Annotated in this window: 11 protein-coding genes; 4 read left to right on the top strand and 7 right to left on the bottom strand. The window is 71.4% G+C overall.

All coding sequences use genetic code 11. The features are described 5' to 3' along the window. The 4 genes from ABZ260_RS30525 to ABZ260_RS30510 all read right to left on the bottom strand — a co-directional run. The coding region (locus tag ABZ260_RS30525) for a S26 family signal peptidase (protein ID WP_355624741.1) at window positions 1-266 on the bottom strand (266 nt) is incomplete at its 3' end. Continuing rightward, window positions 263-2,104 (bottom strand): ABC transporter ATP-binding protein, encoded by a 1,842-nt coding sequence (locus ABZ260_RS30520; RefSeq protein ID WP_355624739.1) that lies wholly within the window; start codon window positions 2,102-2,104, stop codon window positions 263-265. The genes ABZ260_RS30520 and ABZ260_RS30525, both read right to left, overlap by 4 nt. Beyond that, window positions 2,101-2,637, bottom strand: a complete 537-nt coding sequence (locus ABZ260_RS30515) for a TlpA disulfide reductase family protein (protein ID WP_355624737.1) — start codon at window positions 2,635-2,637, stop codon at window positions 2,101-2,103. Before ABZ260_RS30515 ends, ABZ260_RS30520 begins: the two co-directional genes overlap by 4 nt. A gap of 70 nt (window positions 2,638-2,707) precedes the next feature. Then, window positions 2,708-2,884 carry a hypothetical protein gene (locus tag ABZ260_RS30510; RefSeq protein ID WP_355624735.1) on the bottom strand — a complete coding sequence of 59 codons (177 nt, stop codon included), beginning with the start codon at window positions 2,882-2,884 and terminating at the stop codon, window positions 2,708-2,710. Between the two features lie 134 nt (window positions 2,885-3,018). On the opposite strand from ABZ260_RS30510, the gene ABZ260_RS30505 reads away from it, so the two are divergent. Next, window positions 3,019-6,033 (top strand): BTAD domain-containing putative transcriptional regulator, encoded by a 3,015-nt coding sequence (locus tag ABZ260_RS30505; protein WP_355624733.1) that lies wholly within the window; start codon window positions 3,019-3,021, stop codon window positions 6,031-6,033. A 40-nt stretch (window positions 6,034-6,073) separates the two neighbouring features. On the opposite strand, the gene ABZ260_RS30500 is transcribed toward ABZ260_RS30505, so the two are convergent. Genes ABZ260_RS30500 through ABZ260_RS30490 form a run of 3 tightly spaced genes read right to left on the bottom strand, consistent with a single transcriptional unit; the run spans window position 6,074 to window position 9,679 of the window. After that, window positions 6,074-6,973, bottom strand: a complete 900-nt coding sequence (locus tag ABZ260_RS30500; RefSeq protein WP_355624731.1) for a carbohydrate ABC transporter permease — start codon at window positions 6,971-6,973, stop codon at window positions 6,074-6,076. Then, the gene (locus tag ABZ260_RS30495; protein ID WP_350911803.1) at window positions 6,970-7,992 is read right to left on the bottom strand and encodes an ABC transporter permease subunit; all 1,023 of its coding nucleotides are present in this window, start codon (window positions 7,990-7,992) and stop codon (window positions 6,970-6,972) included. The genes ABZ260_RS30500 and ABZ260_RS30495 overlap by 4 nt, the downstream gene beginning before the upstream one ends. After that, window positions 7,985-9,679 carry an extracellular solute-binding protein gene (locus tag ABZ260_RS30490; protein WP_355624729.1) on the bottom strand — a complete coding sequence of 565 codons (1,695 nt, stop codon included), beginning with the start codon at window positions 9,677-9,679 and terminating at the stop codon, window positions 7,985-7,987. Before ABZ260_RS30490 ends, ABZ260_RS30495 begins: the two co-directional genes overlap by 8 nt. Before the next feature lie 213 nt (window positions 9,680-9,892). Between ABZ260_RS30490 and ABZ260_RS30485 the strand changes: the two genes are divergently transcribed. The 3 genes from ABZ260_RS30485 to ABZ260_RS30475 all read left to right on the top strand — a co-directional run bounded on the left by ABZ260_RS30485 (window position 9,893) and on the right by ABZ260_RS30475 (window position 15,042). Further along, window positions 9,893-11,098: an ROK family transcriptional regulator gene (locus ABZ260_RS30485; RefSeq protein ID WP_355624727.1), complete on the top strand. Its 1,206-nt coding sequence runs from the start codon at window positions 9,893-9,895 to the stop codon at window positions 11,096-11,098. Between the two features lie 171 nt (window positions 11,099-11,269). Beyond that, on the top strand, window positions 11,270-14,041 hold the full coding sequence (locus ABZ260_RS30480) for a glycoside hydrolase family 3 C-terminal domain-containing protein (RefSeq protein WP_355624725.1): 2,772 nt from the start codon (window positions 11,270-11,272) through the stop codon (window positions 14,039-14,041). Further along, a complete protein-coding gene (locus ABZ260_RS30475; protein WP_355624723.1) occupies window positions 14,038-15,042 on the top strand; it encodes a LacI family DNA-binding transcriptional regulator in 1,005 nt (334 codons plus the stop codon). Before ABZ260_RS30480 ends, ABZ260_RS30475 begins: the two co-directional genes overlap by 4 nt. The last annotated feature ends 176 nt before the right edge of the window (window positions 15,043-15,218 follow it).

Raw genomic sequence — 15,218 nt, 5'->3', positions numbered from 1 at the left:
GCCACCTCCCCGGGCACCGGGTCGCCGGGCACGGCGGCCGCGCGCTTGATGATCCACTGCCCGGGGGGCACCGGATCCGCCATCACCACGACCTGCCCCGGGCGGACCGCGGCCAGGGACGCCCGGCGGATCAGGAGCCGCTCGCCCTCCCGGTAGGTGGGTTCCATGCTCACCCCGTGCACCGTCACCACGAGGAAGCGCCGCCGGGTCCAGAGCAGGCCCGCCAGGACCGCCGCGGCGAGGACGCCCAGGAGCGGCCCGGTCACGGCTCCGCCCCGATGACGGCGACCTCGTCCCGGTAGCCGTCCGCCTGGAGACGGAACAGCCGCGCGTACGAGCCGTCCGCCCGGTACAGCTCGTGGTGGTCGCCCCGCTCGGCGATCCGCCCGTCCTCCAGCACCACGATCAGGTCCGCGTCGCGAACCGCGCCGAGCCGGTGCGAGATGAGCAGGCTCGTCCGGCCCGCCCGCAGCAGCCGCAGCCGACGGTGGATCTCGTGTTCGGCCTGGGCGTCCAGCCCGGCACTCGGCTCGTCGAGGATCATCATGTCGCAGTCGTCCCGGAGCAGCGCCCGGGCCAGTGCCAGGCGCTGCCACTGCCCGCCGGACAGGACCACCCCGGTGACCGGGTCGTCCCTGTCCGCCTCCATGAAGAAGGTGCGGCTCAGCATGGTGTCGTACCCGTGCGGCAGCCGCCGCACGATGTCGTCGACACCGGCCCGCTCCGCGGCGGCCACGATCCGCTCCCGGTCCTCGATCGCGGTCAGGTCGCCGAGCCCGATGTTCTCCGCGGCGGTGAAGTCGTAGGACATGTAGTCCTGGAAGACCACTCCCAGCCGTTTCCTGAGATCGACGGCGGGCACGTCCCGCAGATCGATCCCGCCCCAGTGAATCGAGCCGGATGTCGGCTCGTAGAAACGGCACAGAAGTTTCACCAGCGTGCTCTTCCCCGCCCCGTTCAGGCCGACCAGGGCCACGGTCGACCCGTGCGGGATGGTCAGGTCCACCCCGCGCAGGATCCACGGATGGTCCTCGCTGTAACGGAACCAGACATCGCGCAGCTCGATGTCACCGGCCGGGGGGAGCCGCCGGGGCCGGGCCGGCGGCGGCAGGTCGGGCTCCAGCCGCTCGACGGCCAGGTAGTGGCCGAACATCAGCAGCTCCTGGTGGGTGTAGGCCGCCTGCTCGGCCAGGGAGGTCAGCGACGCCTGCACGGAGGCCACCGCCACCACGAACATGGAGATGTCCCCCGCGGTGCCCGAGCCGTTCAGCGCCGCACCGATCGCCATGACCAGCCCGGCCCCCGCCGTGCCCGCGCTCACCAGGCTCAGCGCCGCCTGCGTGATCAGCTCACGGCGGTCCAGTCGCCGGTGCTGCCCGTTCGCGCGCACCCGCTCGGCCCGCATCCGCCCGCGGAGGAAGTCGCCGAGCCCGAAGAGCCGGATCTCCTTGGCCGCCTGCACGTCGCCGAGCAGCCGGCCGTAGAAGATCTCCCTGCGTTCGATGGGGCTGATGTTCCACATCAGCCGGGCACGGCGGCGGCTGAGCGAGATCTCCGCGATCAGCGTGGGCACGGCGGCGCCCAGCACGGCCACGGTGATGATCGGGCTGATCACCGCGAGCGAGACGACGAAGCCAAGCACCGTGATCACGCTCTGGGCGATGCCGAGCGTGCCCTCGACGATCTGGCCCGGCGTGTGCCGGGCGGCCTGCTCCGCCAGGCGCAACCGGTCCAGGAAGGCGGGATCCTCGAACCGCGACAGCCCGGTGAAGCCGTTCACCGTCGTGTACAGCCGGTCCTGGGTGCGGAGCGCGATCGAGCGGCCCAGCTCCGCCCGGAGGTAGCGGCGCACGTGCGGCAGCGCGAGCGCCAGCGCCCCGATGGAGACCAGGATGACCGCCGCGGTCATGACACGGTCGTTCTCGCCGGTCAGCCCGTCCAGCACGACCTTGGTCAACCAGGCGGTCGCGACCGGGGCGGTCGCGGTGACCACGGTGAGCGCCGTGTACCCCAGCAGCAGTAGGGGTGCCGCCTGCCAGCCCAGGCGCAGCGCCGCACCGAGTTCTCCCAGCCGCGACCGCCGGTCCTCCTCTCGTGCGATCATGCCGTGACCGGGTTCGGCAGCGCCGAGAGATCGAATCCCGCCGCGGTGATGACGCTCTCGCCGTCCAGGACGCAGAACGTGGGAAAGGCGCTCACCCCGAAGGCGGCGGCCACCGGCCCCCCGTGTGCCTCCACGACCACCCGGGAGACCTGGGCCAGCGCGACCTGCATGTCCTCGGAGTCGTCGGTGCCGGCGATCACCGCGAGTACCCGGCCCCGGCCGCCGGGCAGCGTCGCGGCGTACGCGGTGAACTTCGGCAGGTTCTCCGTGCACGGCCCGCAGCCGGGTGAGAAGAAGCCGACGAGGGTGCCCGGTTCGAGCGCGTGGCGGGACACCGCCTCGCCGTCGGTGCTCAGCGCGTCGAAGTGCCCGACCGCCGATCCGGCCTCGGGCAGGCGCGCGTCGCCCGTCCCGGACAGCCCGGCCAGCGTGCGGGCGTGTTCCTTCAGTCTCCGGACCACCGCGAGCAGCAGCATGAGGTTCAGCCCGCAGAGCACGCCCAGCATGACGACGGCGGCGGTCAGATAGGGCATCGTGTTCGTTCCTCTCCACTGGTGGCCCGCCGGCCGGCGGGAGTACCGGCCGGCGGGAGCGAAATCCGGGCTAGGGCCGGTAGACGCAGCTGCCGCAGACGGTCACGCCGTCGTCGGGGTAGTAGCAGCAGTACCTGGAGTGCCGGCCGCCACATTGCTGGTAGTAGCAGGACGCGGCGTCCGCGTGCCCGGCGGGGACCAGCCGGCTCAGCAGCCGGTCGGCCAGGGCGCTGATCGATCGCACCATAGCTCTTCCTTTCTGTGCGTTCCGGAAACGCAGATCCGATCTTTGGTGGTCACTGGAATCATTGGCCTCCGCCGTAGAAATGCCGTAGAAATGGCGTAGAGATTCTGTTCAGGCCGCGGCTGAGTGGAGATCGGTTGACATCGACGAGGTTCCGCTGCCTAGGGCCTCTGGAGGTGTGGGACGGCGACCGCTGGGTGTCACCCGGCGGGAGCAAGGTCCGCGGCGTGCTGGCCGCGCTGCTCGTACGGGCCGGGCAGAACGTGTCGGTGGACCACCTGGTCGACGAGCTGTGGGGGGACGCGCCCCCCGCTTCGTGCCGGACGCTGGTGCGCGGCTACGTCATGTCGCTGCGGCGGCTGCTGGACGACCGCGGGGCCGAGGTCATCCAGTCCCGCCACGGCGGTTACCGGCTGAACGTCGAGCGCGACGCCGTCGACGCGACCTGTTTCGAGGATCTCTGCGACGAGGGGATCCGGCTGCGCGCGCGGGGTGACCCGGGTGGGGCCTTCCCGCTGGTGCGCCGGGCGCTCTCGCTCTGGCACGGACCGGTGCTGGCGGACGTGCCGGTGACGCCCTCGGTGGCCGCCTACGCCGGCGGGCTCGACGAGCGCAGGCTGGCGGCGCTCGTCTGGCGGATGGAGGGCGACCTCGAACGGGGACGGCCGGAGGAGCTCGTGCAGGAGCTCGTGAGCCTGGTGGCGGAGCATCCGTACCGGGAGGACCTCGCCGTCCTGCTCGTCAGGGCCCTGCATCTGGCGGGACGGCGCCCGGAGGCGCTCAAGTTCTTCGCCGACCACCGGCGGCTGCTGCGGGAGGACCTCGGCGTCGACCCCGGACCCGAGCTGTGCGGGGTGCACCAGCAGGTCCTGCTCGACGAGCGCCGCCCGGCGTGGCAGGGGCGGATCCCGGCGCAGACCCCGCCCTGCCTGCCCGACTTCACCGGCCGGGAGAAGGAGATCGAGCACTGGACGGCGGTGCTGACCGCGGACGACAGCCGGGCGCTCCGCACGATCGCGATCTCCGGCCGCGCGGGGGTGGGGAAGACCACGCTGGCCGTCCAGCTGGCGCACCGGCTCAGGAGGAACTACCCCGACGGCCAGCTGTACGCCGACTTCACCGGCCAGACCACGTCCGGCGCGGTGCTGGGGCAGTTCCTGCGTGCCCTCGGGGTGCCGGGACCGGCCGTCCCCGAACCGCTCGCCGAGCGGATCCAGCTCTACCGCAGTCTGCTCGCGGACCGGCGGGTCCTGGTGCTCGCCGACAACGCCGAGGCCGAGGCCCAGGTCAGAGCGGTCCAGCCGGGGGCGGCCGGTTGTGCGGTGCTGGTGACCAGCCGCAAGCGGCTGCTCGGCCTGGAGTCCGCCTACTTCGCGGATCTCGACGTGCTGGAGCCCGGTGCGGCCCTCGATCTGTTCGCCAGGATCGTGACGGCCGGACGGGTCCGGGAGGAGCCCGGCGCCGCGCTGGAGATCGTCGGGCTGTGCGGTCAGCTGCCGCTGGCCGTGCGGATCGCCGGGGCGCGCGCGGCGACGCGACCGGGATGGCGGCTGTCCGCCGTCGCGGAGGAACTCCGTGACGAGACGTCGCGGCTGGACCGGCTGCGGGCCGGTGACCTCGATGTGCGGGCCGCCATCGGCACCTCCTACGCGGGCCTGGACCAGGCGCAGCGCCGGTTGTTCCGGCTGCTCGGGCTGCTCGACGTCCCTGATTTCCCGGCCTGGACCGCCGCCGCGCTGACCGGTGCGCCGGAGCGGGTCGCGGATGACTGGTTGCTCTCCCTGGTGGACGCGCGCCTCGTCGACGAGGTCGGCCCCGATCTCGGGGGACGGCCGCGGTTCCGGCTGCACGACCTGATCCGGATCTTCGCCCGGCACCGCGCGGAGCGGGAGGAGGACGCGGACACCCGGGGGGCGGCCCTGTCCCGGGTGTTCGGCGGGTGGCTGCTGCTCGCCGAGAGGGCCGACGAGCTGCTTCCCGCGCGTACCGTGGCGGCGTTGCGTCCCGCCGCGCCCCGCTGGCGTCCTGCCGCGGCCGAGAGCGCGGTGAGCGACCCGTTCACCTGGTTCGAGGTGGAACGGCAGGCGCTCGCCGCCCTGGTGCGGCAGTCGGCCGCGATGGGGGAGACGGGGTACGCGTGGGGGCTGGCCGCCGCCGCCCAGACCTTCTACGAGCTGCGCGACGCGTCCGAGGGGATCCGCACGCATCGGCTGGCGCTGGCCGCCTGCCGGGCGGCCGGCGACCGCCGGGGCGAGGCGGTCATCTTGCGCAACCTGGCCGATCTGCACTCCGGTAAGTCCGGAGCGGTGCTCGACGACAAGATCGAGTGGGCTGACGCGTCCCTCCGGATCTTCCGCGAGCTCGGTGAGCCGCGCGGCGTGGCGGACGCGCTGTACCTCTGCGGCGACGCGTACCGGTTACGGGGGGACTACGAGCGGGCCCTGTCCCGGCTCCAGGAGAGCGTCGAGATCGCCCGGAGCTGCGGCTACCCGCTCGGCGAGCTCCACGTGCTGCAGCAGTTCAGCAGCATCGACAGCGAGCGGGGACGCTACGACGAGGCGCTCGGCCATGCCCGGCAGGCCATGGTGATCGTCGAGGAACTGGCCAGCCCGCGCGACGAGTGCGTGGTGCGCGCCCTGCTCGGCATGATCTGCAAGCGGCTCGGCCGGTTCGACGAGGGGGCCGAACAGCTCCGCCGGGCCGTGGAGATGGCCCGCTCCTTCGCCGACCCCCTGATGGAGGCGCAGATGCTCGCCCATCTCGGGCAGCTCTACGCCGACCGCGGCCACCCCGACGCCCGCCGGACGCTGGAGCGAGGGCTGGCCGCCAGCTCCGCCTGCCACTACGAGCACGGCCAGGCGGTCGCGCTGCACGGGCTCGGCCTGCTGGAGAGCGAGGAGGGACGGCACGGGCAGAGCGTCGCCCGCCTGCTCGCCGCCGCGGACCTGTGGGAGCGGCTGCAGAACGCCTACGGCAGGGCGCGCACCCTCGGGGCGCTCGGTGAGGTCTACGCGCGGAGCGGCGACCTCGCCGCCGCCCGCCGCACCCTGGCGGAGGCCCGCCGGGAGTACCGGCAGTTGGGCAACGAGGCCGAGGCCGCCCGCCTGGACGCGCTGTCGCGGTCGCTCGGGGATCCGGCGGACGGCCGGTGAGCCCATCGGGTCACAGGGGCGGCACCGGCACACCGCGCCGCTATCCCTTGATGGCGCCGATGATGACTCCTTTGGTGAAGTGGCGTTGGACGAACGGGTAGACGAAGAGCACCGGCAGCAGGGCGATGACGACGATGGCCATCTGGATGGCCAGGCTCGGCGGCAGGCTCTGGCCGGGGAGGGTGCCGACGCCGCTCTGGCCGACGATCAGGGACTGGCCCTGGAGGACGTACTGCCGGAGCACCACCTGCAGCGGCCACTTGGCGTTGTCGTTGAGGTAGAGGACGGCGTTGAAGAACGAGTTCCAGTAGCCGACCGCGTAGAACAGGCCGATGACGGCCGTGACGCCCTTGGACATGGGCAGCACGATGGTGCGCAGGATGCGGAACTCGTTCGCGCCGTCGATGCGGGCGCTGTCGGTGACCTCGTCCGGGATGTTCATGAAGAACGCCCGCATCACCACCAGGTTGAACGCGGTGACCGCGCCGGGCAGGATCAACGACCAGTACGTGTCGATCAGCCCCAGCGAGCTGACCAGCAGGTAGTTGGGGATCAGCCCGGGGCCGAACAGGAAGGTCAGCAGGATCAGGAAGAGCATCGGCCGGTGCAGCAGCGAGCCGGGCCGGGACAGCCCGTAGGCGGCCAGCACGGTGACGGTCAGGCTGATCGCGGTGCCGACCAGGGTCACGCCGAGGCTGACCAGGACCGACCGGGTCACCACGCCGCCTGCGAACAGCTCCTGGTACGCGGCGAAGGAGAGCCCGCTCGGCACGGTGACCAGGCCGCCGGCCTCGGTCACCGCCTCCTGGGTGGACAGGCTGGTCAGCACGACCATGTAGATCGGGAACAGCACGCCCACCGTGATGAGCGTCAGCAGGAGCCCCTTGAGGAGCGCGCCGACGCGGCTGGGCCGCTCGGCCCAGGGGGGAAGAGTCGTCATGATCGTTTGTAGATTCCCTGCTCGCCGAATCGGTGGGCGACCTTGTTGGCCACCAGGATCAGCACCAGTCCCACCAGGCCCTTCACCAGACCGGCCGCGGCGCCGTAGCTCCACTCGCCGGTGAGCAGCGTGCGCCAGTACACGAAGGTGTCCAGCACCTCGGCGGCGTCCCTGCCGACCGCGTCACGCTGCAGGAAGAACTGCTCGAAGCCGACGTTCAGCGCCTCGCCGAGGCGCAGGATCAGCAGCAGCACGATGACCGGGCGCAGGCCGGGCAGGGTGATGTGCCAGAGCCGCCGCCAGCGGCTCGCGCCGTCGACGGCGGCGGCCTCGTAGAGGTTCTGGTTGATGGCCGCCAGCGCGGCCAGGAAGATGATCGTTCCCCAGCCGGCGTCCTTCCAGACCGTCTCCGCAGTGACCAGCACGATGAACGTGTCCGGATTCGTCATGAGATCGATGCCGCTGTAGCCGTGGTCCCTGAGCGTCTGCGAGAGCAGGCCGGCGCCGCCGAACATCTGCTGGAACAGCGTGACCACCAGCACCCACGAGAAGAAGTGCGGCATGTAGACGATGCCCTGGATGAACAGGCGCAGCCGGGGCCGTACCACGCTGTCCAGCAGCACGGCCAGCAGGATCGGCACCGGGAAGTAGAAGACCAGCTGGAACGCGGTGATCGTCAGGGTGTTGAGCGTCGCGTCCCAGAAGCTCTCGTCGAACATCAGCCACTGGAAGTTGGCGAACCCCACCCACGGGCTGTCCGCGATGCCCACGTACGGCGAGTAGTCCTGGAACGCGATCACGTTGCCGAGCAGCGGGACATAGTGGAACACGATGAGCAGCCCGATCGCCGGCAGCGCCATCAGCAGCAGCTGCCAGTCACGTTTCAGTCGTGATCCGAAGGGTTGCGGGCGCGCCCGCCTTGTCCTCGAGCCCCTTTTACGGACATCCTTGGAGGTGCCGGTGCCGGCGGGTGAGGTCAGGTCACCCGCCGGCCCGGTCTTCGCGTGGTCGCTAAGCACGGCCGTTGTCCCGCAGGACCTTCAGGTAGAAGTCGCGGGCCTCGTCCCCGCCGTCCCGCCGCCACTCGTTGGCGATCTGCTTGGCGTCGCTCACCGGGCGACGGCCGCGCATGATGTCGGTGAACTTGTCCTCGGTGGGCACCTGCAGCCCGGAGTACTTCGACGGCCGCTGGATCCTGATCCCGTCGAAGGGGCCCTTCTCGATGAACGGGAAGCCGGCGTTCTGCCACTCCACGTTGAGCTTGACCGCGTCGGGGTAGGGCCAGTCCACATAGAGCGGGCGCCCGCCGAGGAAGCCGTAGGTGTAGGCGACCTCCTTGCGGCCGAGGTCGTTCGTCTCCGGGATGCCGTTCGCGCCCCGGGTGAAGTGCTTGCCCTCCACGCCGAAGTTGGCGAGCTCGTACTCCTTGGTCCCGTACGGCGCCGCGCACCAGTTGAGGATGGCGAGGATCTCCTCCACCTGCTCCTTGGGCAGCCCCTTCTTGACGAAGGTGAAGATGCCCGCCGCGGTGTTGTGGTACATGATCGGCGTGCCGCCGTCGTGGGCGAAGAGCGGGAAGGCACCCAGGCTGAAGTCGGGGTTCTTGCCCCGGTGCTGCTGGAGCAGCTCCTTCCAGCCGCCCAGGCCGTCGCGGTAGACGAGGATCTGGCCGGCCCCGATCAGGTCCTTCTCGTTGGCGCCCTTGCTGCTGACCACGTTCGGGTGGACCAGCTCCTCCTTGAAGACCTTCCGCATGAACTCCAGCATCAGCTCGAACTCGGGGGTCTCGTACTTGTGGACGAGCTTGCCGCCCTCGTACCGCCAGTCCTGCGGGATCCGGAAGGTCGGCCACATCACCTCGTGGATGCTGCCGAACGCCCAGCGCTTGGCCTTGGGGTCGGTGATCTCCTTGCCGAGCTGGAACAGCTCGTCGGCGGTCTTGGGGTTGGCGTTCCAGCCGTTCTTGTCGAACAGGTCCTTGCGGTAGAGCAGCGCGAAGGGGTACGGCTCGGTCGGGAACGGCACCGCCATGAGCTTGTTGTTCCAGACCGACCACTGCCAGGCGGCGGTCGGCAGGTTGGCCAGCAGCGGGTAGGGCGCGACCTTGTCGCCCTGCAGGTAGGGGGTGAGGTCCTCGAACGCCTTGTCGACGGCGGTGTTGAAGTCCGCCATCTTGTCGATCTCCCAGCTGGGGATGACCATGATCTCCGGGATGTCCCCCGCGGCGAGCCTGGCGATCGCCTTGTCGCCGTAGACGTTACCGTCGGTGATCTGGAACTCCACGGTGGCGCCGATGTCGGCGTTGACCGCCTGGAAGTAGGAGTTGCTCGCCAGACCGGGCGGCGGCGGGCCCCAGAGCGGGGTCATGGCCTTGTAGGTGCCGCCCTTGCCGGCCTTCTGGGTGAGCGCCGTGCTGGGGGCGGCAGGGTAGGAGGTGAAGCCGCCGCTGACGTCGGGCACTCCGGGCAGCGTGGAGACCGTGCCGGGAAGGTCGGGCTTGACGCCGGGGAAGGCGGTGTAGGTGGGGGTGAGGGACGTCAGCTTGTCCGCCGCGGCGGCCGTGGCGCCTCCGCTGCCCGGCCGGGGGCCGCTGGGCGCGGAACACGCGGCCAGCAGGCCGCCGCCGGCGACCGCGGCCGCGCTGAGCCCCACCAGGCCGAGGAAGCCTCGGCGGCTGGTCATCGCGCCCTGGGGAAGATCTTTCACGGGGCGCTCCCTTCATTGGTTCGAGACGGATCAGGGGGTGTCGTGGAGCATGGCTCCGGGGTAGAATTAGTTCGTCTTTCGACCAAACAAATTAGTCGAGGGTGACCGTCGCCACAAGGGACCGCCGATCGCGGGCCGCCGGGGGGCGGTCACAGATTGGTGAACGATGGGGCATGATGGGGCCAGCCTGGCCGAGCGGGAGCGGGACTCACCTTGATCACATCTACGACTGACCCGCGTCCGGCCGACTTCGCCGACGTGCGGGCCACCAACCTCGCCGTCGTGCTGAGGTTCGTGCGCGAGCACGCGCCGTGCTCGCGGGCCGACATCGCGGCGTCCACCGGGTTGAACAAGGCGACCGTGTCGAGCCTGGTCGCCGACCTGATCGACCGCCGCCTGGTCAGGGAGACCGGCCTGACGGAGAACCGGGTCGGCCGCCCCGCCACGATGCTGGTGCTCGACGGCTCGCCGTACGCGGCGATCGGCATCGAGGTCAACGTCGACTACGTCACCGCGGTCGCGGTGGACCTGTCGGGGGAGAAACTGCTGTCCTGGCGGAGGTCCTTCCCCGGCGCCGCCGGCACGGCGGGGCAGGCGATGGCCACCGTCGCCGGGATCGTCCGCCGGGTGGTGAACCGGATGACCAAGCAGGAGCGCCAGGTCCTGGGGCTGACCGTGGGCGTGCCCGGACTGATCGGCACCGACGGCACCGTGCGCATCGCGCCCAACCTCGGCTGGCGCGACGCCGACCTCTGCGGCGACCTCACCAAGGCCCTGCGCGACCCGGGCTTCCCGGTCCAGGTCGACAACGACGCCAACCTGGCGGCCCTGGCCGAGCACCGCTTCGGCCCGCATGCCGGGACGGCCAACCTGGTCTACCTCACCGGCGAGATCGGGGTCGGGGCCGGGATCATCCTCGACGGCCGGCTGCGCAGGGGAGGCCAGGGGTACGGCGGCGAGATCGGCCACATCCAGCTCGACCCGCTCGGCGCCGAGTGCCGGTGCGGGCGTCTGGGCTGCCTGGAGGCCGTCGCCGGGATCGGCGCCGTGCTGGAGCACGCCACGATCTCGCCCGCCGAGGTCGAACTCGAACTCGACGAGGTGGTGCGGCTGGCCCGCGGGGGCGACCCGCGCACGCTCGGGGTCCTCGACACCGTGGGCCGCAACCTCGGCAAGGGCGTGGCGGTGCTGGCCAACCTGCTCAACCCCGAGGTGGTCATCCTGGGCGGTTACTACGTGCCGCTCGCGCCGTGGCTGCTGCCCGCGGTGGAGGCCGAGACGCGGGGGCGCGTGATCGCGCCGGACGCCGGGGGCTGCCGGGTCGTCGCCTCCACGCTCGGTTACGGCGCGGGGGCGCTGGGTGGTGCCGCGCGAGTGCTCGACTCGGTGGATTCGGGTCGTTTGCCGCGGATCTCTTGACCTGGGCCGCACGGGAGTGCACCCTTCAGGGAAGCTCCGCTCGAAACACGCGCGTAACGCACGGGTGACGACCGGAGTTTTCCCGGACCGATTATCGAAGCGCTTCGACAGAGGCGTTTTTCCAGGACAGAAAATCGAAGCGCTTCGACGCTCTCAAAGGGATGGTCCCCGATGAACGAACCGTTCCGTGACCCGGAACTTCCCCTCGCGCAGCGGATCGCGGACCTGTGGGGCAGGCTCACGCTGGAGGAGAAGGTCGGGCTGCTGCACCAGTACCAGCAGCCGGTGGAGCGGCTCGGGCTCGGCCCCTTCCGTACCGGCACCGAGGCGCTGCACGGCCTGGCCTGGCTCGGTCCCGCGACGGTGTTCCCCCAGGCGATCGGGCTGGCCAGCACCTGGGACCCCGACCTGGTACGGCGGGTCGGCGAGGCCACCAGCGACGAGGTGCTGGCCTTCCACCACAAGGATCCGGCGGGGGCCGGGCTCAACGTCTGGGCGCCGGTGGTCAACCCGCTGCGCGACCCCCGCTGGGGCCGCAACGAGGAGGGCTACTCCGAGGACCCGTGGCTGACCGGTGTGATGGCGACGGCGTATGCCTCCGGCCTTCGTGGGAGCGATCCCACGATGCTGAAGACCGCCCCCACCCTCAAACACTTCCTCGGGTACAACAACGAGACCGACCGCTGCGTCACCTCCAGCGACCTGCCGCCCCGGGTGCTGCGCGAGTACGAGCTCCCGGCCTACCGGTCCGCGCTGACCAGCGGCGCCGCGGTCGCCGTGATGCCCTCCTACAACCTGGTCAACGGCCGCCCGGCCCACCTCAGCCCGCTGATCGGCGAGGTGCTGCGGGCCTGGGCGCCCGATGATCTCCTCGTGGTCAGCGACGCCTACGCGCCCGCCAACCTCACCGGCCTGCAGGCCTACTACGACGATCTCCCCGAGGCCTACGCGCACGCGATCAAGGCGGGGCTCGACAGCTTCACCCAGGACGACGACCGCACCGGGGCCACCCTCGGTCACATCCACGCCGCGCTGGAGCGCGGCCTGCTCGCCGAGGCCGACGTCGACCTCGCGGTCCGGCACGCGCTCTCCATCCGCTTCCGGCTGGGCGAGTTCGACCCCACCACCCCGTACGACGACATCACCGAGGCGGTGGTCAACTGCCCCGAGCACCAGGAACTGGCCCGCGAGGCCGCCCGGCGCTCGATCGTGCTGCTGCGCAACGACGGAATCCTGCCGCTGACCTCGGTACGCAGGATCGCGGTCATCGGCCAGCTCGGTGACACCCTCATGGAGGACTGGTACTCCGGGACGCTCCCCTACGCGGTCACCGCCCGCGCCGGGCTCGCCGAGCGGTGCGAGACCGTCTTCTGCGAGGCGGTGGACCGGATCACGCTCTCGGTGGACGGCGGCCACATCGTCGCCGACCTCGACGGCGGGCCGCTCGGCATCGGTGCCGAACCCGGCCTGTTCGACCTGTTCGACTGGGGCGGCGGCTGCTACGCGCTGCGGGCCGTGGCGACCGGGCGCCACCTGTCGGTCGGCGACGACGGTGTGCTGGTCAACGACCAGCCGGGGCCCAACGGCTGGGAGGTGCGCCAGACCTTCCGCACCGAGGAGCGCCCGCGCGGCACGCTGGCGCTCCGGCACATCTCCACGGGCCGCTACGTCGCGCTGGACGGCGAGGTCCTCCGCCTGGTCGACGACGCCGACGCCGCCGCCTGGTTCACCGTGGAGCGGGTGGTCAGCGGCGCCGAGGCCGCCGCCGCGCTCGCCGCGACCGCGGACGTGGCCGTGGTGGTCGTCGGGGACCATCCGCTGGTCAACGGCAGGGAGACCGAGGACCGCCTGGACCTGGCGCTGCCCGCCGCGCAGCAGGCGGTGGTCGAGGCGGTACGCGCGGTCAACCCGAGGACCGTCATGGTGATCAGCAGCGGCTACCCGGTGACCTGGGACGGCGACGACCCGCCCGCGGTGCTGTGGTCCTCGCACGGCGGGCAGGAGTACGGGCACGCGCTGGCCGAGGTGCTGTTCGGCGACGCCGACCCCGAGGGGCGGCTCACCCAGACCTGGTACGGCTCCGCGTGCGAGCTTCCCGACCTGCTCGACTACGACATCATCGCCGCCGACGCGACCTACCAGTACTTCCGGGGCACCCCGCTCTACCCCTTCGGCCACGGCCTCAGCTACACCACCTTCGACTACACCGACCTGGCCGTCTCGGTGCGGGGCGGCCGGCTCACCGCCTCGGCCACCGTCACCAACACCGGTGGCCGGGCCGGAGTGGAGGTCGTCCAGATCTACACCCGCCAGCGGAGCTCCCGGGTCAAGCAGGCGCTGCGCCGCCTGCGAGGCTTCGTCAAGGTGCGGCTCGCCCCCGGCGAGAGCACCCGGGTCGACTGGGACCTCGACGTTCGGGAGCTGGCCTTCTGGGACGTCACCAGGGGCCGGTTCGTCGTCGAGGACGCGTCCCACAAGATCATGATCGGTGGCTCCGCGCGCGACATCCGGCTCTGTGCCTCCTTCCACGTCGACGGCGAGCGCATCCCGCCGCGCGACGCCTTCGCGGGCCCGATCGCCGCGGTGGATCACGACGAGTACGACTCGGTGGCGTTCGTGGACGCGGCCAGGGTCTCCGGCGACGCCGTGCGGTCCACCGCCGAGGGGGCGTGGATCGTGTTCCGCTCGGTCGACCTGGGAAAGGGGGCCGCCTCCTGCTCGGTCAGCGCCACCAGTGCCGAGGGCGGCGTGATCACCCTGCGCCTGGACGACCCCCTCTACGGCCCCGTGGTCGGCGACCTCCCCATCCCCCGCGCCGGCCGCCATGACCTCACCGAGGTACGCGCCGGACTTGCGGAGCAGGGGGGAGTCCACGATCTTTATGTGGTGTTCGAGAACATGGGGATCACCGTGGCCGCCCTGAGCTTCGACGAGACCTCATGAGTGAGCGGGCGGTGACCATCAGCGAGGTCGCCAGGCACGCGGGGGTGGCGGTCAGCACCGTGTCGTACGTGCTCAGCGGGAAGCGCGCGATCTCGGCCGACACCCGGCGCAGGGTGCTCGACAGCGTGCGGGTCCTGGGATACCACCCCAACGCCGGGGCGAGGGCGCTGGCCAGCAAGCGGGCCAACGTCATCGCGCTGGTGCTGCCCCTGCGGGTGGGGATGCACGTCCCGGTGCTGATGCAGTTCGCCACCTCGGTGGTCACCGCCGCGCGGCAGTACGACCACGACGTGCTGCTGCTGACCGCCGACGAGGGGGCGGACGGGCTGCGCAGGGCGGCGGCGAGCGCGCTGGTCGACGGGCTGGTCCTGATGGACGTGGAGCTGCACGACAGCCGGGTGCCGCTGCTCAGGGAGCTCGCCGAGCCCAGCGTGCTGATCGGTTTCCCCGCCGACTCGGCCGGGCTGACCTGCGTCGACCTCGACTTCGCGAGGGCGGGCGCGCTCTGCGTGGAGCACCTGGCCGAGCGCGGGCACACCGAGGTCGCGCTGCTCGGTGCCCCCTCGGTCGTCTACGACCGGGGCACCGGTTTCGCCCGCCGCACCCGGGAGGGCTTCGCCGCGGCCGTGGCCGACACCGGCCTGAAGGGGGTGGCCCTGTCGTGCGAGGAGAACTTCGACCAGGTGTCCGCCGTGATCGCCGAGCTGCTGGACACCAGGCCGGGCCTGTCCGGGCTGGTCGTGCACAACGAGGCCGCGGTCAACCACGTGCTGGGAGCGCTGCGCCAGCACGGCAGGCGGGTGCCCGACGACGTCGCCGTGGTGGCGATCTGCCCCGACGACATCGCGGAACGCTCCAGTCCGCCGCTGACCTCGGTGCTGATCCCGGCAGAGGAGGTGGGCCGCCAGGCGGTCCGGCTGCTCATGGAGAAGCTTGAGGGCCACGTCGTCCCCGAGGACACCCTGCTCCAGCCACGGCTCACCGTGCGCGACAGCACCTGAGAGCCTCCGTACGGCGGGATGGCGCCACCCGGAGCCCGGCGTGGGAGGTGACGACGCCATCCAGAGCCCGGCGCGGGGAATGATGACGTCACCCGGAGCCCGGTGCGGGGAGTCCGGCGGCGGGCTCCGGTAACGACGCGAAGAAGAACGAAGGGCGCCATCCCGCCGTACGGAGG

The sequence above is a fragment of the Streptosporangium sp. NPDC006013 genome (assembly GCF_040614275.1).
GTDB lineage: Bacteria > Actinomycetota > Actinomycetes > Streptosporangiales > Streptosporangiaceae > Streptosporangium.
The sequence above is the reverse complement of the archived record's forward strand: the minus strand, read 5'-3'. Positions and strand labels throughout refer to the sequence as shown.